The sequence below is a fragment of the Kocuria massiliensis genome, assembly GCF_900169715.1.
Taxonomy (GTDB): Bacteria; Actinomycetota; Actinomycetes; order Actinomycetales; family Micrococcaceae; genus Rothia; species Rothia massiliensis.
Genome location: NZ_LT835161.1, coordinates 764676 through 788728, shown reverse-complemented (window position 1 = coordinate 788728; position 24053 = coordinate 764676). Strand labels below are relative to the sequence as shown.

The 24053-nt window shown below is 59.1% G+C and carries 18 protein-coding genes, 1 tRNA gene and 1 pseudogene; 6 read left to right on the top strand and 14 right to left on the bottom strand.

Annotation, left to right across the window (positions count from 1 at the left end; genetic code table 11):
* Positions 1–16: 16 nt before the first annotated feature.
* Positions 17–298 carry a helix-turn-helix domain-containing protein gene (locus tag B9Y51_RS07860; protein ID WP_085529343.1) on the top strand — a complete coding sequence of 94 codons (282 nt, stop codon included), beginning with the start codon at positions 17–19 and terminating at the stop codon, positions 296–298.
* Between the two features lie 1085 nt (positions 299–1383).
* On the top strand, positions 1384–1890 hold the full coding sequence (locus B9Y51_RS07855) for an Rv3235 family protein (protein ID WP_143468031.1): 507 nt from the start codon (positions 1384–1386) through the stop codon (positions 1888–1890).
* A 115-nt stretch (positions 1891–2005) separates the two neighbouring features.
* On the opposite strand, the gene secA is transcribed toward B9Y51_RS07855, so the two are convergent.
* The 11 genes and pseudogenes from secA to B9Y51_RS07805 all read right to left on the bottom strand — a co-directional run bounded on the left by secA (position 2006) and on the right by B9Y51_RS07805 (position 15174).
* On the bottom strand, positions 2006–4744 hold the full coding sequence (gene secA, locus B9Y51_RS07850; protein ID WP_085529341.1) for a preprotein translocase subunit SecA: 2739 nt from the start codon (positions 4742–4744) through the stop codon (positions 2006–2008).
* A gap of 212 nt (positions 4745–4956) precedes the next feature.
* Positions 4957–5652 (bottom strand): ribosome hibernation-promoting factor, HPF/YfiA family, encoded by a 696-nt coding sequence (hpf, locus tag B9Y51_RS07845; protein WP_048680317.1) that lies wholly within the window; start codon positions 5650–5652, stop codon positions 4957–4959.
* Between the two features lie 112 nt (positions 5653–5764).
* On the bottom strand, positions 5765–5965 hold the full coding sequence (locus B9Y51_RS11490) for a ComF family protein (RefSeq protein WP_425432078.1): 201 nt from the start codon (positions 5963–5965) through the stop codon (positions 5765–5767).
* Positions 5966–6764: 799 nt separating this feature from the next.
* A complete protein-coding gene (locus B9Y51_RS07835; protein WP_085529339.1) occupies positions 6765–8477 on the bottom strand; it encodes an LpqB family beta-propeller domain-containing protein in 1713 nt (570 codons plus the stop codon).
* A complete protein-coding gene (locus tag B9Y51_RS11485; protein WP_425432077.1) occupies positions 8477–8929 on the bottom strand; it encodes an ATP-binding protein in 453 nt (150 codons plus the stop codon). The genes B9Y51_RS07835 and B9Y51_RS11485 overlap by 1 nt, the downstream gene beginning before the upstream one ends.
* A gap of 13 nt (positions 8930–8942) precedes the next feature.
* Positions 8943–10337, bottom strand: a pseudogene (mtrB, locus tag B9Y51_RS07830) (MtrAB system histidine kinase MtrB); the annotation flags it as partial.
* Positions 10338–10343: 6 nt separating this feature from the next.
* Positions 10344–11033 carry an MtrAB system response regulator MtrA gene (mtrA, locus tag B9Y51_RS07825; protein ID WP_048680325.1) on the bottom strand — a complete coding sequence of 230 codons (690 nt, stop codon included), beginning with the start codon at positions 11031–11033 and terminating at the stop codon, positions 10344–10346.
* 155 nt (positions 11034–11188) lie between these two features.
* The gene (locus B9Y51_RS07820) at positions 11189–12214 is read right to left on the bottom strand and encodes a hypothetical protein (protein ID WP_085529337.1); all 1026 of its coding nucleotides are present in this window, start codon (positions 12212–12214) and stop codon (positions 11189–11191) included.
* Positions 12211–12603: a chorismate mutase gene (locus tag B9Y51_RS07815; protein WP_425432065.1), complete on the bottom strand. Its 393-nt coding sequence runs from the start codon at positions 12601–12603 to the stop codon at positions 12211–12213. Before B9Y51_RS07815 ends, B9Y51_RS07820 begins: the two co-directional genes overlap by 4 nt.
* 88 nt (positions 12604–12691) lie before the next feature.
* Positions 12692–13867: a tRNA 2-thiouridine(34) synthase MnmA gene (gene mnmA, locus B9Y51_RS07810; RefSeq protein WP_048680336.1), complete on the bottom strand. Its 1176-nt coding sequence runs from the start codon at positions 13865–13867 to the stop codon at positions 12692–12694.
* A gap of 101 nt (positions 13868–13968) precedes the next feature.
* A complete protein-coding gene (locus tag B9Y51_RS07805) occupies positions 13969–15174 on the bottom strand; it encodes a cysteine desulfurase family protein (RefSeq protein WP_085529336.1) in 1206 nt (401 codons plus the stop codon).
* A gap of 136 nt (positions 15175–15310) precedes the next feature.
* Between B9Y51_RS07805 and B9Y51_RS07800 the strand changes: the two genes are divergently transcribed.
* Positions 15311–15775 carry a tRNA (cytidine(34)-2'-O)-methyltransferase gene (locus B9Y51_RS07800; RefSeq protein ID WP_048680340.1) on the top strand — a complete coding sequence of 155 codons (465 nt, stop codon included), beginning with the start codon at positions 15311–15313 and terminating at the stop codon, positions 15773–15775.
* A gap of 72 nt (positions 15776–15847) precedes the next feature.
* On the opposite strand, the gene B9Y51_RS07795 is transcribed toward B9Y51_RS07800, so the two are convergent.
* On the bottom strand, positions 15848–17449 hold the full coding sequence (locus B9Y51_RS07795; protein WP_085529335.1) for a S1C family serine protease: 1602 nt from the start codon (positions 17447–17449) through the stop codon (positions 15848–15850).
* A 259-nt stretch (positions 17450–17708) separates the two neighbouring features.
* On the opposite strand from B9Y51_RS07795, the gene B9Y51_RS07790 reads away from it, so the two are divergent.
* The 3 genes from B9Y51_RS07790 to B9Y51_RS07780 all read left to right on the top strand — a co-directional run bounded on the left by B9Y51_RS07790 (position 17709) and on the right by B9Y51_RS07780 (position 20558).
* The gene (locus B9Y51_RS07790) at positions 17709–19319 is read left to right on the top strand and encodes a coiled-coil domain-containing protein (RefSeq protein ID WP_085529334.1); all 1611 of its coding nucleotides are present in this window, start codon (positions 17709–17711) and stop codon (positions 19317–19319) included.
* Between the two features lie 93 nt (positions 19320–19412).
* Positions 19413–20132 (top strand): PspA/IM30 family protein, encoded by a 720-nt coding sequence (locus tag B9Y51_RS07785; RefSeq protein WP_048680345.1) that lies wholly within the window; start codon positions 19413–19415, stop codon positions 20130–20132.
* Between the two features lie 93 nt (positions 20133–20225).
* Positions 20226–20558, top strand: a complete 333-nt coding sequence (locus B9Y51_RS07780) for an ArsR/SmtB family transcription factor (RefSeq protein ID WP_048680347.1) — start codon at positions 20226–20228, stop codon at positions 20556–20558.
* Between the two features lie 89 nt (positions 20559–20647).
* On the opposite strand, the gene B9Y51_RS07775 is transcribed toward B9Y51_RS07780, so the two are convergent.
* Both B9Y51_RS07775 and B9Y51_RS07770 read right to left on the bottom strand, forming a co-directional pair.
* A tRNA-Met gene (locus tag B9Y51_RS07775) sits at positions 20648–20721 on the bottom strand.
* 195 nt (positions 20722–20916) lie between these two features.
* On the bottom strand, positions 20917–23961 hold the full coding sequence (locus B9Y51_RS07770) for a UPF0182 family membrane protein (RefSeq protein WP_143468030.1): 3045 nt from the start codon (positions 23959–23961) through the stop codon (positions 20917–20919).
* Positions 23962–24053: the final 92 nt, after the last annotated feature.

Sequence of the window (24053 nt, the reverse complement as noted above, 5' to 3'; positions counted from 1 at the left end):
AGAAGGAGACCCTGACGTGAATGCGATCCGTTTTCTCACCCTCTCCGATGTCGCTGACATCCTGAACGTCTCGTTGGCTCAGGCTAGATCCATGGTTCGCTCCGGAGAGCTTCCTGCCATCCAGATAGGCGGCCGGGGCCAGTGGCGCGTGGAACGATCGGTCCTCGAGGAGTACATCGCCGAACGGTATCGAGCCACTCGGAAGATGGTCCGTGCGCATGGGAGCATTCCGCTCGAGGCTCCCAAGCAGACCATCGACCACACGAGCATCTCTGGGTTATCCACAGCCCAAGATTGAGGAACAAACGGTCGTGACGACGTTTGCCCTTGTCCCACCGGATGTACCAGATTCGTCGCCACCATTGCACCATTAAATTTTTTCTTCAGATCTTTACCAGAGCGCGATCCGCTGTCATCATATGGGTTATCAAAAGTGATCAAACGGCATCAAAGGATCGGCTCATGGCCATCGAAGGTCAAACACGTCGTAACGCACCCACGTGCTTCTCCTGCATCCCGTACCCCAGGTGGTTCGCGGTGCTGGTCATCTCGATGCCCGGACTAGGCTGCTTGATCATCGCGACTGTATGCATCGTGATCGTCAATCACCACCCCGCTCATGCATGGAGCACCGCTCCCGCCTTGATCGGAGTGGTCCTCGGAATGGCGGCAAGCGCGGTCCTCTTCTCAGCTTGGTGGTGCATCGGCTGTGTCGTGGTGACTCGACGTTTGACGGCTGGAGCCGCTAGCCACTCTCTGAATCACGACCCGAAATTTGTTCCGCGCTTTCTCCTTCGCTGTATCGGAGCGCTCCTGGGCGTCCCCCTCACGGTGGCTCCCCCACCCGCACATGCGGTGACCTGGCAACCCGAAGCGACACCGACGAATGTCGAGAAAGCCCAGCCGTCACGTCAGTCCACTGTGCCTTCCCCGTCACCGCTCTTCAAAGCACCATCGGCACAGGCCGAGCCGACGACGCCTCGCACGCCTTTGTTCACGCTTCAGGTACATGGGAACGCCCAACAACCTGCGCCATCGGCACAACCCACGGCCGTACAAGCTACCGGTGGGGCAGAACCTGCCACCCCACGTCACCCAGCAAGGGCGAGACCACAGAATGTCGTCACCGTTGAACGCGGAGAGTCCGTGTGGTCCATATCCAAAGATCTCCTTGGCGCAGCCGCTTCGCCCTCAAAAGTTCGCGACCTGACAGACCGCATCATCGCGCTCAACCAACCAATACTCCACGACCACCCAGACCTCATCTACGCGGGGACGCGTCTTCACATTCCGGCAGACTCCGGTCACCATGGTCATTCTGCCGAGGCTCCAACGACGTCGTCCTCGTCATCCTCAATACAACGATTCCATTAGGAGGAAATCATGCCTCAACGTAGACGACGTTGCCCGCGCACCATGCTTCACGGCACCGTGTTGACTCCAGCAGGTCTGCCCGCAACGCTTCGAGCGCACCCCGAGGGACCACCGTCCATGTACAAATGGCGTCATCACCACGTCGACTCCGGGGAGGAATTGCGCCGGGTACATTCGATTGCTGGTGCCATGAGCGTCGCGATTATGGAAGTAATTACCGGGGCCCGATCCTCTCATCAGCTCGCGAGGTGGGTGCATCGAGACGTGATGGCCAAGGTCGAACTCCGAGCCTTCATCGAATCCGCCAAAAAGAAAACCCCTCCGAGACCCGTCGAAGAGTCGGGCCGATTCGACCCGAAGGGATTTAGGCCGCGGAGAGTCCGGGCCATTCCCGTGGGCCGAGGAGAGTACGAGGCTGGCGTCGTCGTGGATAACGGCGACCGAAGCCGCGCGTTGGCCCTCCGGATCCACAAGACCAAAGGCCAGTGGCAGATCATGGACGCCGAAATAGGCTAGCTCATCGAGCTTCTTCTAACAGGCCAGTCTGACCAAAGAAGGGGCCAGCACGATCGAATGATACGTGCTGGCCCCTTGGCCTAGACGAGGTTCAAACCCCTTGCGTCAGGTGCAACTACTTCCGCTTCTTGCGTCCCTTTTTGGTGCTCTTCTTCGGAGCCGAAGTTTTTGCCTTGGCTGAGGCGGACTCTTCCTGAACGGACGAGGATTCTGACGTCGTGTCCGTCTTCTCGGCAGCAGAATCCGCCCGAGCGGTGGACTCGACATGCGATTCTTCGCCGCCATCTTCATTTGGAGCGGTGAAGCGGAGGAATTTCGGCTGCTGAGGGATCGTCAACGCTTGGGAGGACATCTGGGTCCGCTGTTTCGTCAGGTCCAAATTGAACAAGTACGAGACGGTTTCTTCCCGAATCGCGTCCATCATCGCCTGGAACATCGCGAAACCCTCACGCTGGTATTCAACCAACGGATCTCGCTGCGCCATCGCACGAAGGCCGATGCCTTCCTTGAGGTAATCCATCTCGTACAGGTGTTCGGGCCAGTGACGACCGATGACCGACAAAATAACGCGACGCTCAATGTTCCGCATCGCCTCGGAGCCAACTTCTTCCTCACGGCTCTCGTACAAGACCTTGGCATCAGAGAGGACCTCGTCGATCAGCATCTTCTGCGTGATCTTTGAACGACCACCTGCCGAGTCTTCGAGTTCGTCGATCGTGATACTGATCGGATAAATCGTGGCGAGGGATTCCCAGAGACGATCCAGATCCCAGTCTTCGGCGTGTCCCTGGTTGGTCTTGTCTTCGATCGCCGACGTCAGGACTTCGGTGATGAACTTCTGGATTTGATCGGCGATATCGTCGCCCTCCAGAATTTTCGCGCGATCCGAATAGATGGCCTCACGCTGACGATTCAAGACGTCGTCGTACTTCAGGATGTTCTTGCGTTGTTCCGCGTTTCTCGATTCCACCTGATTCTGGGCGGAAGCGATCACGCGAGAAACGATGCGGTGCTCCAAGGCGGTGTCGTCGGGAGCTCCCGCCATGAGGCGAGCAGCTGCAGCACCGTTGAAGAGGCGCATCAGGTCGTCAGCCAAGGACAGGTAGAAACGCGACTCTCCCGGGTCGCCCTGACGACCGGAACGGCCACGCAACTGATTATCAATACGGCGCGATTCGTGGCGCTCGGTGCCTAGGACGTACAAACCGCCCAGTTCCTTGACCTCGTCGTGCTCCTTCTTGGTATTGGCCTCGCACTCGGCGAGCACCTCGGGCCACTTGGCCTCGTACTCTTCCGGCTTCTCGTTCGGGTCCAACCCCAGCTCATGCATGCGGTCCACCGCGTTAAATTCGGCGTTACCACCCAGCATGATGTCGGTGCCTCGACCAGCCATGTTGGTTGCAACCGTCACGGCACCCTTGCGGCCAGCCTGCGCAACGATGGCGGCCTCACGTGCGTGGTTCTTGGCGTTCAGAACCTCGTGCGGGATACCTTCCTTGGACAACAGCTTGGAAAGATATTCGGACTTCTCGACGCTGGTGGTGCCCACCAGGACCGGTTGTCCCTTAGCATGCCGTTTCGCGATGTCCTGAACGACGGCGGCAAATTTAGCCACCTCGTTCTTGTAGACCAGATCGGGCTGGTCTTTACGTGCCAGCGGCTTGTTGGGATCGATCACGGCGATGCCCAATTCGTACGTATTGACGAACTCGGCAGCTTCGGTCTCAGCAGTACCGGTCATACCGGACAGTTTGTCGTAAAGACGGAAGTAGTTCTGCAAAGTCACGGTCGCAAGAGTCTGGTTTTCGGCCTTGACCTCGACCTGCTCCTTAGCCTCGATCGACTGGTGCACGCCTTCGTTGTAACGGCGGCCAGGCAGAATACGTCCCGTATGTTCGTCAACGATCAGGACCTCGCCCTTGAGGACGACGTAGTCCTTGTTGTTGGTGAACAGTTCCTTCGCCTTGATCGCGTTATTCAGGAAGCCGATCAACGGGGTGTTCTCGGACTCGTAGAGATTGTCGATTCCGAGGTGGTCCTCGACCTTCTCGATGCCGCTTTCCAGAACACCGACGGTCTTCTTCTTTTCGTCGACTTCATAATCTTCGTCGCGGACCAGGCTCTTAGCAACACGGGCAAATTCGCCGTACCAGCGGTTGGCCTCCCCGGACGCGGGGCCCGAAATGATGAGTGGCGTTCTCGCCTCGTCGATCAAGATCGAGTCAACCTCATCGACGATGGCAAAGTTATGGCCGCGCTGCACGCGCTCATCGATGCTCCAGGCCATATTGTCGCGGAGATAGTCGAAACCGAACTCGTTGTTCGTGCCGTAGGTGATATCGGCTTCATACTGCTTGCGGCGGACTTCCGGGGTCTGCTGTGAGACGATCACGCCAGTCTCTAGCCCGAGGAACCGGAAAACGCGGCCCATGAGATTAGCTTGATACTCCGCCAGATAGTCGTTCACGGTCACGATGTGAACGCCTTTACCCGTCAGCGCATTGAGATACGCGGGAGCCGTTGCCACCAGGGTCTTGCCTTCACCGGTCTTCATCTCGGCGATATTGCCTAAGTGCAAAGCCGCTCCACCCATGAGCTGCACGTCGTAGTGCCTTTGCCCCAGGGTGCGGCCGGCCGCTTCACGGACGACGGCGAAAGCTTCGGGAAGGAGAACATCGAGGGATTCGCCGTCTTCGATGCGCTGCTTGAAGGAGTCTGTTTCAGCCCGCAGCTCCGCGTCGGTGTACTCCTTGAAATCATCTTCCAACGAGTTAATGGCATCTGCGTAGACTCTCAATTTCTTGAGCAGTCTTTTGTCTCCGGTTCGAAGAACCTTTTCCAAGAAGGATGCCACGAGCGATTACTCCTAGTAGCTGACGAGATTCCAGGTACATTGGTCCAGTCCGGGACCACATGTGGGGAGCGTCGAGACGTTCTCCACTGGCCTATCCTACGTGACTCTAGGCATGGGACCTGAGTTTTCCCTCAGTATGCAGGGATTTCTCAGCGTGAGACGGGACTCGCTCGGTTCTCATCGAGCGAGTCCCGTCTCGGGTTGTTCACAACCTATGCCTCGGAATGCGAGTGATACGCCCGCGTTTCCTTGATACCTTCCGCAGGAACATCGTCACCCAAGACGATCACGCCGTAGGTCCACCCTTTGCGCCGGTACACCGCCGCAGGACGGTCTAATTCGGAATCCACAAAGAGGTAGAAATCGTGGCCGACGAGCTCCATGCGGTCCACGGCCTGATCGATCGTGATCTTTTCGGTTGGGAACGTTTTCCGACGGATTTCCACGGGTGGCACATCGTCCGTGAGCGGGTACTCGGAGTCGTAGGCCGAATCCGCCGAGTTGTCCTGATTCAAGACAATCTGCTCAATAGGTACCTGGCCGCCCGAATCGCCATCGATTACGGGGATGGAACCTGTGGCTTCGGAGACCGAGACGGGGCGATGATTTCCGCGATGAATTTTGCGGCGGTCCCTAGCCCTGCGCAGGCGCTCTAGAAGTTTGGTGAATGCGTCGTCGAATACGGCGAATTTGTCCGTGCCTTGGGCTTCGGCTCGGAGAACCGGCCCTCTTCCCTTGACGGTTATTTCAACGGTCATAGATTGGGGCCCGTTGCCCACCTTGCTGACCTTGACGTCGATCTCGTCCACTCGATCGTTGAGCTTCTCGAACTTCTCGACTTTCTCCTCGGCATAATCCCGAAAACGATCCGGGACCTTGACGTTGCGACCGTATACGTTGAGTTCCACGATGGCCTCCCGTGGCTTGGCGAGGGTGAGGTCTCGCTGGCTTGCGACCCACCGAAGGGCCTTCGAGCCTCACGGGGAGAGGATCTGACCGTCTCCTTGACTCAACGTTAATTCACACTGAACCTTTCGTCATCCTGCCTTCACCCAATTCTTCAAGATTTTTGAGCGGTTTCTCTGTTGGCGCACTCACGCTAGCGACCACCGCAGCCCCGAGTACTCGACCGCCCGCTGCGTGTATGGCTCGCCGCATCTCCCTCAACGTAGACCCTGTGGTCGCCACATCATCGATCAAGAGGCAATCACGCCCCGACATTTCTGGCCAGAACCATCGGCTCGGAAGCCATGAGGGGCCGAGAATGTGCATGGAGTCGCGGAGCCGCTCAGATCGCCGATGAGCGTTGAGGCCCTTTTGTCCCGATGAAGAAGGATCGAGAAGGGTTCCAAGGCGGGCCACCAGAGGTTCGCGTATTTTCAGCACCGGTGCCACGCGGACGTCTGGCACCGATTCCCCGCGTGTGGTCTTGTCCATTTCATTCAGGGCCCTGCGTGCGAGGATCTCACCGGGCACGAACCCTCGACGCCGATACGCCAGTGCTCGGGAAGGCGCCGGCACCAGAAGCACAGGCGCTTCTCGGTCAGTGCCCCTCCCGCCGTATCGGCCCGAGAACTCGGGCTGTAGGGATCTCAGCGCCTCAGAGATGGCGCGGGCTAAAGCGCGTGCGAGAAATGGGACAAGATCCAACCGTTGCTGGCCTTTAAAGGCCAGAATCGCCCGTGCGACTTCGTGCCCGTAGAGGCCCGCGGCGATGCACGGCGTCTGAGGGGACCATTGAGGGAGGGCCGTTGCGACATCTCGCGGTCTGGCCGTGAGACGGTACACGAATGCGCGGCACACGGGGCATAAGGCTCGATTTCCACCACCACATACGGCGCACGGTTGAGGAAAAAGCAGCTCGACGACGTCCGCCGCCGCTCCCACACATGAACTCGCCCACCGATCCGCGCGCCGCGCATCGATCCACACCATGATTGCCCCCTTCGTCGTCGATGGGTTGATCATGACGAATCAGGACACGTATGAAGAGTGGTCCGCAAAATTGTGGATAACGGTTCTACCCAGCGTAGGAGAGGTCTCGAACCTTCGTATCGACTCGGGTCCAGCTCGACCCGGTCAGCTGATAGGTATCCGTGCCGGTCTGAGCGTAGATGGATTCCTTACCGTTGCCCGCAGAAATATTCTGAATATCGGAGAGGCCGTTGACGTCCTGTGTATCCCCCGCGAGAGAAACCACCTGGACGCTGCCGTCCTGTTCGTTGGCCACCACCACCTGGCTGTCCGAGATCCAGGCGGCTTGCGTGACGTTTCGGGTCGCACCCACCTGGAGAGGCTCACCCAAGCTTCGGGGCGTACCGTCATTATCGCGGTTTATGCCAGAGACCCATACCCTCGAGCCATTGCCTTCCTTCGTGACGACGAGCGCACGAGTTCCGTCGCGTGAAATCTGCAGCGAACGGATATTTTGTCCCTTGAGCCAATCCGCAGTGACCGTTTCGGGAGCGTCGTTCGAGCCCTGGGCGTTGAGGGCCAATACGCTACCGTCTTGGCCGCCACCCCAGACCCAGCTCCTGGGGTCGAAGCTTGGTTTCGAAATATTCTCCGGAAGGTCCACGTCCTTCGCCTCGCCACCGGTGCTTCGAATCGCCAGGTGGCTTCCGTCGTCGTCGGTGTACGCATAGGTTTGGCGTTTCGTGTCCATGGCAGGATGAGATGGATGAACGGTCGCCGGTGCCAATCCCGCAACCTTGCGAGATTGTCCATCGGAATAGGTCACCAAGTCTCCATCCAGGACGCCGACCTGAGGATTCGGTACCTGCGGGTCAATGGCGGCTTCCTCGTAATCGGCCAACTTTCCGGTTTCCACGGATTTGTCGTCAACCGACAATTGCACGGAGTTTGCCGAATGTCCTGACTTGAGGGTCTGTTCCAATTGAGTGTGGATTCGTTCCAACGTCAGCTGATCCGCATTGGCCACGCCTGTTCCCGTTAGACCGACTTCAGCGGAAGAATCGCTGATCGGGACCGACTGACGAACCAAGTTGGTACCACCAGGAATGGCGCTTGAAACGGACCCCTCCAAATACGGCGCAGGACCCCGAAGCAGGACACGAACAATCGACGTCGCGACGGTCGACCGGTTAGCGAACCACCGGATATCCGGTACCGCGTAGGTAAAGGTGGGATCGTAGAAATACAGAGTGAACGAATGAAAGAGTTGCTCGAATTCTGACCTAGAGAGCATGGTTCCATTGGGAATCGCAGAGATCCGCCATTGGCCATTGACCTGCTCGAACTTCGCCGTCACGGTTTGCGAGTCGGCCTTACGGAACGACGTCGCGATGCCTCGATCGTCAATTGACGTCGTGACACTCAACCCTGCCGTATATTCGTCAGAGCTCTTTCCAGAATCGACATTGACGTTGTCTTGATAGACCAACGTCCGGTCCTCAGGCTTCCAACTGCTCGCTAGATCGGTGGTCAGATATTGCCGCGCGACGGCGTAGTCATTTTCCACGCCCGTTCCAGCGTTGATAAAGCCCTCCAGGATGTCGGAAGGCGAGGCACCCTCGCTTGGGCCCGAAGGAGAATATGCCGGGGATGACTTCGTCGCGGACTCGGTCGGCTCGTTGTAGTGATACACGGGACCGCTCGTGGGGATTTTTCCGCACCCTGCAACCAACAATCCGATGACGCCAACCCAAGCTGCGGTGCGAACCACGCGGGCACGGGCACCGACGTGGCCTGTGTGTTTTCCTTTGTACGTCATCACGAATCCTCTTCCGAGCGGGGTGCTTGTCGCTGGTTCGGTTGTTCCTCGTGCGGTTCCGTCGAACCGGGCCAGTCGTCAGACCCCGGCGCGGAACCGGTATTGTCGGGAAGCTCTTGATCTGTCGATAACGCATCATCTTCGGAGATAGTGGACGCGACCGTCATATCGGCATTCGTGCTGTCTGCGTCTTCCGGAAGCTCTGTATCCGTTCCTGTGGCGACGGCGGGAATAGACGAGGGCGTATCGGGAACGCCCTCGGGCGGAAGGCCCAGAGGCGAATCCCCCGACGGGCGCCCCTGATCCAGCGGAAGGGTCAAGCGGAAGCAGGCGCCTTGCCCAGGCTCGCCCCATGCTTCGAGTCGTCCTTGGTGTAAGCGCGTATCTTCCGCGGCGATAGACAGGCCCAAACCCGTTCCCCCCCAGGGTGCGCTTGCGGGAAGGGTCCGCACGCCAGAACCGATTGAATACTTCGCGGGTCTGTTCCATGGTCATGCCAACTCCGTGGTCTCGTACAGCTACCGCCGCATCAATACCGTTGGAGGCCAAGTAAACGTCGATGGGACGACCCTCAGAGTGCTCGATGGCGTTGACCAAAAGGTTCCTCACGACACGTTCGATGCGGCGAGAATCCATCTGAACGGGGCATCGTTCCTCAAGGCCATGAAACCTGACCTCGAGACGTTGCTTGTCCAGATGAGGACGAACGGATTCGACGGTGTCTTCGACAAGATCGCCGAGATCCGCGGTCCCGACGTCCAAGGTGGCCGATCCGGCATCGAAACGGGATATCTCCAAGAGGTCAGCCAGGAGGGATTCGAAGCGATCGACTTGGTGGTACAGCAACTCGGTCGAACGTTGGAACGAGACGTCCAGGTTCTCCCGGCCGCTATACAGCAGCTCCGCGGCCATCTTGACGGTTGTCAATGGCGTCCGAAGCTCATGCGAAACATCCGAGACAAATCTCTGCTGCATTTTCGACAAAGTTTCCAGCTGGACGATTTGTTCCTGGATATTGTCGGCCATGTGGTTGAAGGAGGTCCCCAACACCGCGGCCTCATTCTCGCCGCGAACGGCAACGCGTTCACCGAGATGACCGCGGGATAGACGCTCCGCGGACCTCGCTGTCTGGGAAATCGGCCGAATTACGGATCGTGTGACCCACCAGACAATGGTGGCGACGAATACCAACAGGATCGCAAAGCCCGCGACAATGACCAGCTGAATGTAATTCAGTGTCGCCTGCGACGACGAAAAATCGTAGACAAGGTACAGCGCGTAATCGTTGCCTTGATTGAGGTGAACTTTCGTGCCGACAAAGATCACCGGGACCTCAGGCCCATTACCGTTGGAGCGCACCTGAGATGACTGCCAGAACACGCCGTCTTCGGAGGCGACCTGATCCTGCAGCTGCTTCGGCACGGAAGACGAGGTCATCCAATCGTTTTGACTGATCGGTCCGACGTATCCCTGACCGTGTTTGTAATCGACGGGGATGAGGATCCATTGCCTCTTGGCGTCAGCACCGTGGTTCTCCAAGATCGTAAGCGTCTCGCGCATGAGCGACTGAACCTCGGTCTGATCCGAAGCCACGGCATTATCGAAGATCTTCTGGACATCCGAAAATCCGCTCGAGGATTCCTCTAACGCCTGTTCTTGCCTCTCTTTGAACAGGCTGTTGGCGATCTGACTCGAGAGAAAATTGCCGGCGAAAATGAAGGCGACCAAAGACAGCGACGTCGCGACGATGATCGCGGAGAATTGCAGAGACTCCCGCCATCGTCGGCGAATGTCTCGGAAAATCGCGGGGACGATTCCAAGAATCCTCCGCCCCCTGCCTTCAGGTGTGTGCCGTGCCATAGAAACCTAGCGACGCACTTGGCTCGCGTTGGCCTTGTACCCCACGCCGCGCACGGTTTGAATGAGATCCGGCTTTTCGGGGTCTTTTTCAATCTTGGCTCGAAGCCGCTGCACGTGCACGTTGACCAGCCGACGGTCCGCATCCGAGTCGTAGCCCCAAATTCGATCCAAGAGGAGATCCCTGGAGAGCACCTGCCCCGGCTCCTGCGCGAGATTCACCAGCAAGTCGTACTCCAACGGCGTCAACCGAACGGTGGCCTCGCCGCGAGTCACGGCCCGACCGGCGAGATCGATGCTGAGGTCGCCGATCTCGATACGTTCCGCCGAACGTGACTCACCCGTGCGTAGGCGGGTACGGATGCGGGCCAAAAGTTCCGCAGGCTTGAAGGGCTTCGCGATGTAGTCATCCGCACCGGCTTCCAAACCACGGACGACGTCTTCGGTATCAGACTTGGCAGTGAGCATGATGACGGGAACGTCGGATACTTCGCGAATTCGTTCACACACGTCGATTCCGCTCATGCCGGGCAGCATCAAGTCGAGAAGGATGAGGTCAGGATCGTAGCTTTCGAAGGCGCTGACGGCGCGGTCCCCCGCGTCACAGAAAGTGGGCTCATAGCCCTCATTGGACAGGACGATGCCGACCATTTCCGACAGGGCTTCGTCGTCGTCCACTACAAGAATTCGCGCCTTCACTCGCGCTCCTTTCAAATCTTCGGACGACGTCGTCTGGCCACACACTCGTCCGATCTGGAGGATGCTTTCCCGCCCAACATTACGCGAGACCGTGACGCATTTCCGCCCCGTCCACCGTGTGGAGGGGATCCGCGCCCATCAAGGGAATTGTGGAGTCACTCGAGGGAAAGGTCGGTGATTCCTTCCGCGACCTCGGCAATACGGCTCAGCACCGTGACCGCTTGAGCTGGCGAAACGGAATTCAAGCTCTCGCGCTCCTCAATACGCATATGGCCGATCTCCGCACTTCCCAAACCAAGATCCCGCCACGTCGACCACAGAGACTTCACGGTTTCGACCGTAGTTTCTCGGAGCCCGATAGGGACGATTCCCAGCCAGACGTCCTGACCGCGGTCGACCGCACCAGCAATGGCTTCCCATTCTCCGGCGCCCCGCCCGACGGGACGGCTGGTCACGGCATCGAAGCTTCGTCCAAAATCTACGTCCGGTACCGCTCCCCCGATATCCAGAACGGCTCCAACGCCGACGTCCTGCGTGCAACGAGCCACGGCAGCGAGCGCATCTCGAGCTTCGGCTCGGGGAATGGCCCGCAACGTTCGATAGCCACTTGATGTGGGAACCTTCCCCTCGAGCGCATCCCGCATTCGGGGCTCGCACCAGCGAATCGTCAAGTCTTCGCCATCGACGGCCGTCCTCAGGGAAGCGACGATATCGGCAATGCCTTCCGAAAGGGACGCAGTAATGTCTCGACGGGCTCCATGGTCGCTTATCGACGATTCACCGTTCGCAAGCTTGAGCTCGGTCGCCAAGGTGATGGGGCCGGTCAACGACAGGACGGTGTGGCCTCGGTGCCCTCGGCCGGCTGCCCCTATGGCGTCGGCCATGACGTTGATGTCGCTCCGCATGGCGGATTCGGCCGCTACGGATTCACGGCTGGGAGTTTCACGCACTCGCCACCCGAACGGCTGGCCGTCTGCCGACAGGTCGGCCATGACGGAAATCGTTCTGGCCGTTCGGGTCGCGGCGAATCCGCGCTCTTCGAGGGTCGGAAAGGGCGTGAGATGAGGAGCCCCAAGTTCACCGCGTGCCGCTTGAAAAGCTTCCGGAAAGTCGGTTCCGGAAAAGTACCCAGCAGAGACGCCCAACGCACCTGAATGGTGCGACGAGTGGTGTTGGTTCATGCGTCGAGACCAGACTCGTCCGGAACCCGCGACTGCCGGTGGTCCTCCGCAATTCGTTCGTGGTGACGAATGACCTCGCTAATGATGAAGTTGAGAAATTTTTCCGCAAATTCCGGATCGAGGTGAGCTTCCTCGGCCAACTTTCGAAGGCGGTCAATCTGTGTGGCTTCGCGGTCGGGGTCGCCCGCGGGCAGGTGGTACTTGGCCTTCAGGTGGCCGACCCTCTGCGTCGCTTTGAAGCGTTCCGCCAGCACATGAACGAGAGCCGCGTCGATATTGTCGATCGTGCTCCGGATTCGATAGAGGTCTTCCAATACTTCGGGACTAACGCCGTCGCTGAGAGGTTCTCGATCTTCGTCGGGTGTGTGCTGTTCGGAAGGTGACATCATGGCATGTCATTCTACGGATTGACTGGCCGTGGACACACTCGGACCCAGTGGACGACATTCTCCGCTCACTTAGCCGAGGGCTGAGAGATTAGCTCACGACGTCGGGGCGGGACAGCGAATACGCACGGTTGATGGTGGCCTGCCCCAAGACGCGAGTTCCTTGGTAGAGCACGACCGTCTGGCCGGGCGCCACACCCTTGAGCGGTTCCCCCAGACGAATCACGATTTCCCGCGCGGTCTCGCCGTCGACCTCGCCGATGTTCACGTGAGCGGTGGCTGGCACGGGATCTGCATGGGCTCGCACCTGAGCCATGACGTCGAAAGACGCAGACGAATCCCCCAATCCGGGACCGGAGGCGTCAAATGCCTGGATTTCGGAGATGGGAAGACCGGCCCAGCTCTCCCGTATGCCTCGTATTTCGTCGACCGCCAGCATTTCCTTGGGGCCAACGACTACTTCATTGGTCTTGGGGCGGATTTCGAGCACGAAGCGAGGCTTGCCGTCAGCTGCCGGACGACCAATCGAGAGACCCTTCCGCTGGCCGACGGTGAAAGCACGTGCGCCGCGGTGCGTGCCTAAAACTTCCCCCGAGGTGTCTTTGATGTCCCCTTCTTCAAGATCAATGCGTTCTTCAAGCCACCCACGGGTGTTGCCGTCGGGGATGAAGCAGATGTCGTGAGAATCGGGTTTCTTCGCGACGGAGAACCCTCGTTCCTCGGCCTCGGCGCGGACCTCCGCTTTAGTGGGTGTCTCGGCGAGCGGAAACATGGAGTGCTTGAGCTGTTCATGGGTCAGAACGCCCAAAACGTAGGACTGATCTTTCGCCCAATCGGCGGCGCGGTGAAGCTCGCGGTTTCCCTCGGCGTCCTCGATGACCTTGGCGTAGTGCCCCGTGCACACGGCATCAAAACCTAAAGCGACCGCCTTTTCCAGAAGGGCGGCAAATTTGATCTTTTCGTTGCACCGCATGCAGGGATTAGGGGTCCGCCCCTGAGAATATTCATCGATGAAGTTATCGACCACATCTTCTTTGAATCGCTCCGAGAAATCCCACACGTAGAAAGGAATTCCGAGGGCGTCACAGACTCGGCGGGCGTCCATCGAGTCTTCAATGGTGCAGCATCCACGGGAGCCGGTGCGCAAAGTACCGGGCATGCGGGAAAGCGCCAGGTGCACACCGACGACGTCGTGCCCCGCGTCGACCGCGCGCGCCGCCGCAACGGCGGAATCGACGCCGCCGCTCATCGCTGCCAATACCCTCATGTGCCTACTTCCCTAGCGTGGTGTGCGGACCAGACTCGCCACGGTATAACGAATTGAGCTCCCTCGCTATTCCCCGAGTCACCCGTGTGGATTGATCCGTTTCACGCCCACGATCCGGTCGGCGCGTGATCGGCCATGCCTGCCGCGGCGGCTTGACGATACGCTCCAGGTAACGTTTCAACGAGTCGCTCTACGTCTTCTGCCGTGGTGTCGTGGCCAAGGGTGAACCGTTGGGCTCCCCGGGCTTCCATCTCGCTGAGGCCCATGGCAAGCAATACTTCTGATGGTCGAGGGACGCCCGCGTTACACGCGGATCCCGTTGAGGATAGGACGCCGGCCATGTCCAACAAGAACAGCAACGAATCCCCTTCGCATCCGGGAAAGGTGAAGTGTGCATTCCCGGGAAGACGCCGTATCGGCGAGAGGTCGTGGGGACCGCGAAGTACTGCTTCTGGCACGGCTTCCCGCACGCCAGCCACCAACTGATCACGAAGGCCTGCAATGCGCTGCGCCTCACGAGGTATGTGGCGACACACGTGGTCGGCCGCAACGCCGAAACCCACGATCGCGGGTGCGTCGATGGTCCCGGAGCGGACATCTCGTTCTTGCCCGCCCCCGTGGATCACGGCCGTCAGCGGTGCTTGACGAGTAGCGATCAACGCACCGATGCCCATAGGAGCCCCGATCTTGTGGCCTGAGATAGCCATTGAGGTGCACCCCAAGGCATGAAAATCTACGTCAATCGCACCGAAGGCCTGGACCGCATCCGTGTGGAACGGCACCTCATGGTGCCGACAGATTTCCGCAAGCTCCGAGATTGGCTGGATGGTTCCGACCTCGTTGTTGGCCATCATGACAGTCACGAGCGCGACGTCGGATGAATCGGTCAGTAGAGCGGCGAGTTCCTTCGGGTTAACCCGGCCGTCTTCGTCAACGGTGAGCCACTCGAGAATCGCATCTTGCCGCGCCTCCAGCCAGAGGGCGGCGTCTTTGACAGCGTGGTGCTCGATGGGGCTGAGGATGATTCTGCGTCGATGGGGCGCACCTTCCCGTCGTTTCCAGTACATGCCTTTGACCGCAAGGTTGTCCGCCTCTGTGCCGCCGGCCGTGAAGATGACTTCGGCGGGGTCGGCGCCCACCGCTCGGGCGATGTTTTCCCGCGCGGTCTCGACCGCCATACGAGCTCGTCGCCCGGAGGCATGGAGCGACGACGGATTCCCTCCGTCGCGCATTTGCTGAACCATGGCCTCCAACGCGACGTCGAGAACCGGCGCCGTCGCGGCATGGTCGAGGTAAATGCCTTTCATGGGGTTCCTGGCCTCTCGAGTGGTCGTGACGCATTCGCCCCGGTCCGCACATAGACCGAGGTGATGGCCATAAGTCTAATCTTGGGGCCCAAATTGCGAAGAACCCTTGGCAATAACGGGGCTAGAATGGGCCGTCGTGTTCAACATCCTTTTCTACACGCCCGAAATTCCCGGAAATACGGGTAACGCCATTCGGCTCGCGGCCGTCACTGGAGCGCATCTTCACCTGGTGGAACCACTAGGTTTCTCCTTCGAAGACGCGCATCTTCGCCGCGCGGGATTGGACTACCACGACCTCGCGGTCATGACGGTGCATCCTTCCTTCGACGCGGCGACCCAAGCTCTCGGGGATTCCCGATTGATCGCTTTTAGCACCACTGGGACACGTAATTTCGGCGAAGTCGACTATAAACCTGGGGACACCCTCGTTTTCGGCCCGGAATCCGTGGGGCTGCCGGACGAAATACAACACGACGATCGCATTGACGAACTGGTCCGCATTCCGATGCTTCCGGGCCGACGTTCGCTCAACCTCGCCAATTCCGCCTCCATCGCCGTCTATGAGGCTTGGCGCCAAAACGACTTTGGCGGCGTGCTGTAAAGAAAGTCCACCGAGAGATGACTTGGGGCGTGGTCCACATCGAGTGCACCACGCCCCACATCATTGTCGAGACTATTTGCTGGACGCGCTAGCGGCGTCTCCCAAGGTGACCTTGGCATCGGTCGAATTGCCACCACGCGTATAGGTCACGTCGACCTCCTGGTTTGCCGCGGCCTCGCGAACCGCCGCCGTCAATGACTCGGCATCGGAAATTGCATGGCCATTGAGCTTGGTGACGACGTCCCCACTCTTCAGGCCAGCCTTGGCAGCGGGAGAACCGGAGGAGACATCCTTGATCACGGCGCCGTTCGTAAAGGCGCTATCGGAAGAGTTCGAGCCACCAGCTGGGCTCGACGAAACGGTAGCGCCGAGGAGTCCGTGGGAAGCCGAACCGTTGTCGATAATTTCCTGACCAATGCGCTTGGCGTAATTGATCGGGATGGAAAATCCGACGCCGATATTGCCTGAAGTGCTTGAGCTGGAATCGCTTTGTCCGCCCGCCGAAGCGATGGCCACATTAATTCCGATGACCTCACCCTTGGAATTCACGAGGGCACCGCCAGAATTTCCGGGGTTAATGGCGGCATCGGTCTGCAGCACATTCAGTGCGATGGACTTCTTGGACTGGCTATTTTGAGTCCCGCCATTCTTGTCCGGGAACTCAAATTGGAAGGGCGATGACCCGCCTTGGCCCGAGTCGGACGATCCTCCGTCGTCCGGAGCGGCCGAAGACGCGACGGAAATGGTGCGGTTCAGATTCGAGACGATTCCATCCGTAACCGTGCCATCAAGGCCCAACGGAGCCCCGATTGCGACCGCGATATCACCGACGTTCAGCGAGCTCGAGTCCGCCATGGTGGCAGGGGTCAGGCTCAGACCGCTCGGATCCACCTTGATGACCGCGAGGTCCGACGTCGGGTCGGTACCCACCACCTTGGCGTCTTTAACGGCGCCGTTGGCTAGTTTGACCTGGATGCTCGAGTTGCTGCTTGTACCGTCCAGGGTGACCACGTGCGTATTGGTCAGGATGTGTCCCTGGTCGTCCAAGACGACGCCAGATCCGGAACCGCTCTGCTGGCCTCCGGTCACGGAGATGGTGGCGACGGAAGGCGATGCCTTTTGGGCCGCTGCGGTCACCGCGTTAACCGAGTCTTTGTTATTGACGATCGTCGTCTCCGGTCCGGCCGCTGCTGCGGTCGAGCCGCCGCCGTCGTTCAGGAGCGCGCCGGCTCCAACAGCGACGCCGCCGCCCAAGAGGGCCGCCAAGAACATGCCACCGATCAAGGTTCCTGTGCCAAAGCGGTGGCCACGCCGTGCTGACCCCTCAGGCGCATATGGGTTACCCGATCCCTGCCCACAGGCTGGTGCCTGGCCGTAATCCGGGCCCTGTCCGGCTTGGCCGTAATTCGCGTACTGATAGCCCGACCCATCAGAAGCGGCACCGTATCCTGATGGGTCCGAGGCGTAACCGTAAGAGCCATCGGTTCCATACTGCGGAAGGGGTTCGGTGTGCTGTCCGTTCGGGGACGACTGCGCGTGCGGGTACGGTTCGGTGAAATCTTCGTGGCCATCGTGCGGATTCGGCTCGTAACCCCCAGCGGACCCTGATCCGCTCGCTCTTTCAGGGCCCCCTTCCATAGAATTGCGCCGGTTATCCTCGGGGTTTTGAGACATGTCTCGCCTTTCATCTCACGGGCCGTGCCGCATGTCCTGACGCGGCAGAATTCCATCTCACATGATCTGGTTCTGGGTCCACTATGTCGGATGGGACTGTGGGGGCGTTGTACGATTTCTGGAAATTTCCTGGAGCCATCTGGACCGTCCAGGACCGCGGTTCTGCGCACCGAGGTTCAGGGGAAAACTCAGGTATCCCCAGGATTCTGGCTCTAGACTGGTCTCCAAGAGTTATCCACGGAGCAATCGAGGTCCGAGCATGCCAACCTCTCGTCAACACGGACGCACCGTTGTGCTGGGCGCGCTGCTGGCTTGCGGCGCGGCCGCTCTCACTCCGTCAGCTTGGGCGGCCCAACCCGCTACTGCCTCAGCTGTGCCCGTCGCGGCATCCGGCTCAGGGTTCATCACGGGACTTGGCCTCCTGCTCCTCGTCGTCATCGTGGTGGCCGTCGGATGGTGGTTTTTTCTCGGCCGCGCCCAGCGAAGCCGTCAAAGGGAGCGATTTTCCCAGACCGCGACAAAATATTCATCGGCAGGTTCCGCCCCGTCCGCTTCCATCGCAGACCTTCGGTCTCAGGCGGGGAGCCTCCTCATCAGTACGGATGACGTGATTACCCATGCCGAGCAGGAACTCGCTTTCGCCCAGGCACAGTTCGGTGAAGATCAAATCCGTCCGTTTCACGTTGCCATCGGGGAAGCGAAGGCCCACATGCGCCGAAGCTTCCAATTGCAGAATCAATTAGACGATGACATTCCCGATACTGAAGAGGACCAGCGATCCTGGTTGAATGAGATTATTGCCGGTTGCCGTTCCGCCCAAGAATCTCTCAAGCATCACGAGGACAATTTCTCCTCACTTCGACAATTGGAACGCCGAGCCCCCGAGGCCTTAGAGAGTCTGCGGCAGGCCGTCGACGACGTGCGCGGGTCTCTCCCCGAGGCACGCGAAAACTACGCCTCCCTGAACCAAGATTTCGCCCCCACAGCAATCGAGTCCGTGTCAGACAATCCGAACGAAGCCGAAGACCGGCTCGAATTTGCCGGGCATATGGCAGACCAGGCCGCCGATTTGTTGCACGCCCGTGAATCTTCAGAGGCCGTGGTGAAAATCCGCTCTGGCGAGGAAGCCGTTGGCCAAGCCCGCGAGCTGATTGCGGCCATCCTGCATGCGCGAGAAGACCTCGAACGAGCAGACAGGGCTTTGGCTGAAGCCACAGCGCAGACCAAGACCGACCTTGCGGAAACGTCGTCCCTGCTAGAACGCGGAACCTTTGCCGATCTCGCAGGCAGTTCCGCAAGCGTCGCTTCCGTCGTTGAGGAGATAGAGAAAGCCCGGAGCCTCGGTCCGATCGATCCCCTAGAACTCTCACGTCGACTTGCCGAATCTCGCCAGGAGCTGGACAAGGGATTAGAGAGTATCCGCAGTCAGAACGAACGTGATCGCGCAGCCAGAGAGACTCTTGCCCATACGATGCTGTCGGCACAGGCTAGGTTGACCTCGGCGGCCGACTACGTACGGGTCAGACGAGGCGGAATTCAATCTGAGGCCCGCACTCGTTTACACGAAGCCGAACGTCACCTGGATGAAGCGGAAGCGTTAAGAACCTCCGATCCGAGCGGCGCTCTCAATCATGCGAACCAATCCATCCGACTCGCCGAGGACGCACAAAGAATCGCTCTCGGTGACGTCCAAAATTTTTCCCGTGACAGCTACGCTCACCACGGTGGCTATGGCTCGGCGGCTTTGGGTGGCATTTTCTTAGGCCTGCCCGGTCAGCGAGCCTTCCCGGGTAACCCGAACAACTCGGCCGGCTTCGGAGGCGCCACGCCTCCAGGCTTCGGAGGAGGTATCACCGGCCAAGGTTTCTAACCGCACCTCCCGCTCCCGATTTAACCCTTATTTTTCCGTCTCACCCTGTGAATCAAGGTGGCCCCAGAACGGGCCACAGAAATGAGGACAGCAATGGTCAAACAATCGATTTTCGGACGCATCGCCCAGCTGGCCAAGGCCAATATCAATGCCTTGATCGACTCCGCAGAAGATCCGCAGAAAATGCTCGATCAGATGGTGCGTGATTACAAGAACAACATTGTCGAAGCCGAGCAGGCCGTGGCGCAGACGATCGGCAACTTGCGCATGCTGGAGCAGGACCACGCGGAAGACCTCAAAGAAGCCGAAGAATGGGGCCAGAAAGCTTTGGCTGCCTCTCAAACGGGAGACCGATACCGTGCCGAGGGCGACACCGCCAACGCCGATAAATTCGACAACCTCGCTAAAGTTGCTCTTCAACGGCAAATGAGCTCTGAGAAAGAGGCACAAGACGCCGAGCCGCAAATTGCGGCCCAAACCCAGACGGTCGAAAAGCTCAAAGACGGCCTCAATAAGATGCGGTCGAAGCTCGACGACCTTTCTCGGAAGCGCGATGAGCTGAACGCACGACAGAAGACAGTTCAAGCGCAGAGCCAGGTCAACGACTCTCTCAAAGCCTTCGACCTCATGGATGCGACCAGCGAGGTCAGCCGATTCGAGGAGAAGGTTCGTCGCGAAGAAGCAAGGGTCCGGGGACAGGAAGAGCTGGCCGCGTCATCCCTTGATGCCCAATTCGAGTCCCTCGAAAATCTCTCGGAGCAGTCCGAGGTCGAGAATCGCTTGGCGGCCCTCAAACAGAAAAACAACGGCTAAGCGGCTATCGCGCCGGCCATGGAATGCCGGCGTTCGCCCTCATGTCACGGCGGGCGCCGGCAACACATCACTGAGAGAAGCAGGAGACACTACATGTTGGATGAACCCCTTGACCTCGAGGCGTACGACGGGGTTTGCAGTCTCTTTTCGGCGCTTTCGTCTCCTGCACGAGCGGCAACCATTCACCTGCTGAGTGAGGGTGAAAAGACGGTCGGAGAACTTGTCGATTGTTTGGAAATCTCTCAACCGTTGATGTCGCAGCACCTGAAAATTTTGCGGAACTCGAGGTTGGTCCGCTCGCGTCGAGCTGGCCGTTCCATCTATTACAGCTTGGCCGACGATCACGTCGCACACGTCTTTTTGGATGCTTGGAATCACAGCCGACACCCCGAAACCGCGGAAACCAACCCGGAATCCGCGCGCTAGAAGCCCACGTCTCACAAAAGATTCCGCGGACTTCCCGGACATAGCAAAAGCCCCTGGCCTGCAATCATGCAAGCCAGGGGCTTTATTCGTTGCGGGGGCAAGATTTGAACTTGCGACCTCCGGGTTATGAGCCCGGCGAGCTACCGAACTGCTCCACCCCGCGGCGACCTGTTCTACTATACGCACCGCAGAAGGGCTCCGCAAACGCAGAAGGCCATTTGTGCCTGACATCACCACAACTACCCGCTTGGGCGGGCGTTCGCCCCGACCGGGCTGGCCTTAGCCCCTCCCCTGCGCCCGACAGTTCGGGCGGCGAACCGTCAGGCGCAGAGGCCCCACTCTGTGGCCAACGAGAGCCCTACTCCTTCGATGAGGCACTGGGGCTCGGCGAGGCACTGGCGCTGGCACCTTCGGCCTTGATCGCTTCGTCCAGAGCCTTGTTGAGACGATCCTGCGCCTGTCCGTAGGCGGACCAGTCGCCGTCCTTCATGGCCTTTGACGAATCTTGCATCGCCTTGTTGGCGTCTTCCAGGGCCTTCTTCAGATCCGGCGACTTATCACCGGAGGAGCTCTGGCCTCCTTGGTCCGACTTGCCGGAGTCAGCCTGCGATGCGTCCACACCGGCATCCTTGCTGGTTTGCGCTCCCGAGTTCCCGTCGAAGAGCTCATTCAGAGCTTCATCGAGGGTCGGTGCAAACCCAACCTTCTCACCGAATCCAACCAGGACACGGCGAAGAGTGGGATACGAGGCGTCACCACTGGACTGCACGTAGACCGGCTGGACGTAGAGTATGCCTCCGCCGACGGGAAGGGTCAGCAGGTTACCGTTGACGACTCGAGAGGCACCCTGCCGAAGCAGGTTCAATTCCGTCGACACGTTGGTATCGGAATCGAAGAGGTTTTGTGCTTGTCCAGGGCCGGGCACCACGGAATTTCGGGGAAGTTCCAGCAGGTTCATCTTGCCGTACTCGGGATCCTTGACGCCGTCCTTGCCCGTGCCCGCGTCACCGTTGGCCGAAACGAATCCGTACATGACGTTTCGGGTATTCGAATCGGACTGCTGCGGGATAAATGAACTGGTCAAGGAGAAGCGGGTGCGCTTGTCTCCCGGCATCTGCAAGGACATGTAATACGGCGGCAGGTCCGTGGCTTTGTCCTGTGTCGGATCCTTCGGCGTCTGCCAGACGTCGTCGTTCGCGTAGAAGCTATTCGCGTCCGTGACGTGATAGCGGTTCAGCAATTCACGCTGCACCTTGAAGAAATCCTCCGGATAACGCACGTGATCCATGAGGTCTGCGCTCATCTCGGAGTACGGCTTGACCGTAGTGGGAAAGACCTTCTGCCACGCCTTCAACACGGGATCCTTGTCATCCCACGCGTAGAGATCCACGGAGCCATCGTAGGCATTCACGGTTGCCTTGACCGAGTTCCGGATGTAATTGACCTTCTCGTTGGGAAGAGCCTTCGATCCCCCGGCTTGGGTCTGAGAATCCTGGGTCGCGTCGCCCAGAGAGGTCGGTGTCGAATATGGGTAGTTGCTCGACGTCGTGTAGGCATCCACCATCCATACGACCTTGTTATCCACGATGGCGGGATACGGGTTTCCGTCCACCTTGAGGTAGGGAGCTACCTTTTTGACGCGATCCGCGGGGTCCCGATTGTAAAGAATCTGTGAGTCGGGCCGGACGGCGTTGGAAAGCAGAAGGTCGGAGGACTGGTATTTAATGGCGTAGGCCAGGCGGTTGAACCAATTGCCGATCTTCGGTCCGCCCTCGCCCGTATAGGTGTACTTGGCGTCACCAGCGCCCTTGTCATCTGTGGTCTGGGGACGGTCCAGCTCGAGGTCATCATCTCCGTCAGATCCGCCAACAATCGAATAATTCGGTGAGGACTGGCCAAAGTAGATCCGAGGCTCGTAGTCCTGCGAAATCACGCCCTTGGCAGAGATGCCTTCCTGCATGAACTTGGGCTTGCCGTCTGCTTCCACCTGATTGCCGTACGCCGCCACGACACCATAACCATGCGTATAGACGACGTGCTGGTTATACCAGCCCTCATTCTGGTCCGGATTTAGCTCGCGAGCAGAAATCACGGTGTCCTGGTTCTTGCCGTCGACGTTATAACGGTCCACGGAAAGCGACTTGCCGAACTGATAGTACGGCCGGAATTGTTGCAGCTGGGCAAAGGAATTGGAGACGACGTTCGGATCGAGCAAGCGAATATTCGACACCGTCGAGGAGTCGCCGTCGAGAGCCCCGCGGCCCGTTTCCACGGTAGCGTCGTAATTTTGAGCCTGGATATCGCTCAGCCCATAGGCGCTTCGAGTCATATCGATATTGCGTTGGATGTATTCCTTCTCCATGGCCTGCTCCGTGGGAGTGACCTGGAAACGCTGTACGGCCCAGGGATAGAGCCCGCCGGCCACGAGTGAAACCACCAACAACATTGCGGTTCCGATGAGGGGCAACCGCCACCGTCCCGCAAAGGCCGAATAGATGAAGAGGATGGCCACGATGAAGGCAGCCACCGCCAGAATTGCATTGGTCGGCATGACCGCGTTGATATCTGTGTACAACGCGCCCGTCCAGGACCCTTTATTCGACAGCAAGGTCGAGTATCGGCCCAACCAGAAATTGCCCGCCAAAACCACCAACAAGAGTGCCGCAAGAATACCGAGCTGAACTTTAACGGCTTTGGTGGTCCCCAAGCCTCTCTCGTGAACGACGATCCCACCGTAAAGATAGTGAGTCACCAAAGCCGCGATGCCGGCCAGTACGAGGACCGTGATCGCATATCCGGCGATCAGCCGGAGGAATGGGAGGGTAAACATGAAGAAGGAAAGATCAAACCCGAACTGGGGGTCGGTCTGCCCAAAAGGCTCCCGAGCGAAGAACAAGGCGATCGTGTCCCACTGCGCCAATAAGGTCAGCCCGCCAAAGAGGCCCACAACGATCGGAATCGCGATCATCAACACCTTGCGCATGGGCTCGAGGGCCTGTTGATACCGTTCCATGTTCTGGTTGAAGACGGCTTGAAGGTCTCGCATGGGGTCGGATCCCGGACCGTTGTGCTGCCCCTCAGCGGATTTGGGGCGTTGTTTCACGGGGCGCTCGGCGGGACGATGCTTCCACGCGAACCGAAGGCTCCCCCACATGACGAGGGCCATAAGGAGGAATCCCGCGAGGAATGAGCCGATCTTGATGAGGTTCTCCCGAAGGAAAACCCCGACGTAACCGAGCTGGTTAAACCAGAGAACCTCGGTATAGACCTGGGAGACGTACACGAAGGCAATCACCAGGGCGACGACGATGATGAACGTCGTCAACAGGGGGCGGCCACGCTTCTTCGGACGCGAGCCCGACGACGAAGTGGATGAATGGGGAGACGTTGGTCCTGTGGCCACGGGATTCCTCAACTAGCAGTGCGAAATAAAGACGAGGAGAGACTGCCTTGGCGAGTCTCACGTCACGGCGTGATCGATGTCCACCGTTCAAT

Coding starts and splice junctions, on each gene's coding strand:
- B9Y51_RS07795 (WP_085529335.1), bottom strand. CDS start 17,449: ATGTCTCAAAACCCCGAGGATAACCGGCGCAATTCTATGGAAGGGGGC.
- B9Y51_RS07815 (WP_425432065.1), bottom strand. CDS start 12,603: ATGATGTCACCTTCCGAACAGCACACACCCGACGAAGATCGAGAACCT.
- mnmA (WP_048680336.1), bottom strand. CDS start 13,867: ATGAGGGTATTGGCAGCGATGAGCGGCGGCGTCGATTCCGCCGTTGCG.
- B9Y51_RS07855 (WP_143468031.1), top strand. CDS start 1,384: ATGCCTCAACGTAGACGACGTTGCCCGCGCACCATGCTTCACGGCACC.
- B9Y51_RS11490 (WP_425432078.1), bottom strand. CDS start 5,965: ATGTCGGGGCGTGATTGCCTCTTGATCGATGATGTGGCGACCACAGGG.
- B9Y51_RS07790 (WP_085529334.1), top strand. CDS start 17,709: ATGCCAACCTCTCGTCAACACGGACGCACCGTTGTGCTGGGCGCGCTG.
- B9Y51_RS07785 (WP_048680345.1), top strand. CDS start 19,413: ATGGTCAAACAATCGATTTTCGGACGCATCGCCCAGCTGGCCAAGGCC.
- B9Y51_RS07835 (WP_085529339.1), bottom strand. CDS start 8,477: ATGACGTACAAAGGAAAACACACAGGCCACGTCGGTGCCCGTGCCCGC.
- B9Y51_RS07820 (WP_085529337.1), bottom strand. CDS start 12,214: ATGAACCAACACCACTCGTCGCACCATTCAGGTGCGTTGGGCGTCTCT.
- B9Y51_RS07805 (WP_085529336.1), bottom strand. CDS start 15,174: ATGAAAGGCATTTACCTCGACCATGCCGCGACGGCGCCGGTTCTCGAC.
- B9Y51_RS07780 (WP_048680347.1), top strand. CDS start 20,226: ATGTTGGATGAACCCCTTGACCTCGAGGCGTACGACGGGGTTTGCAGT.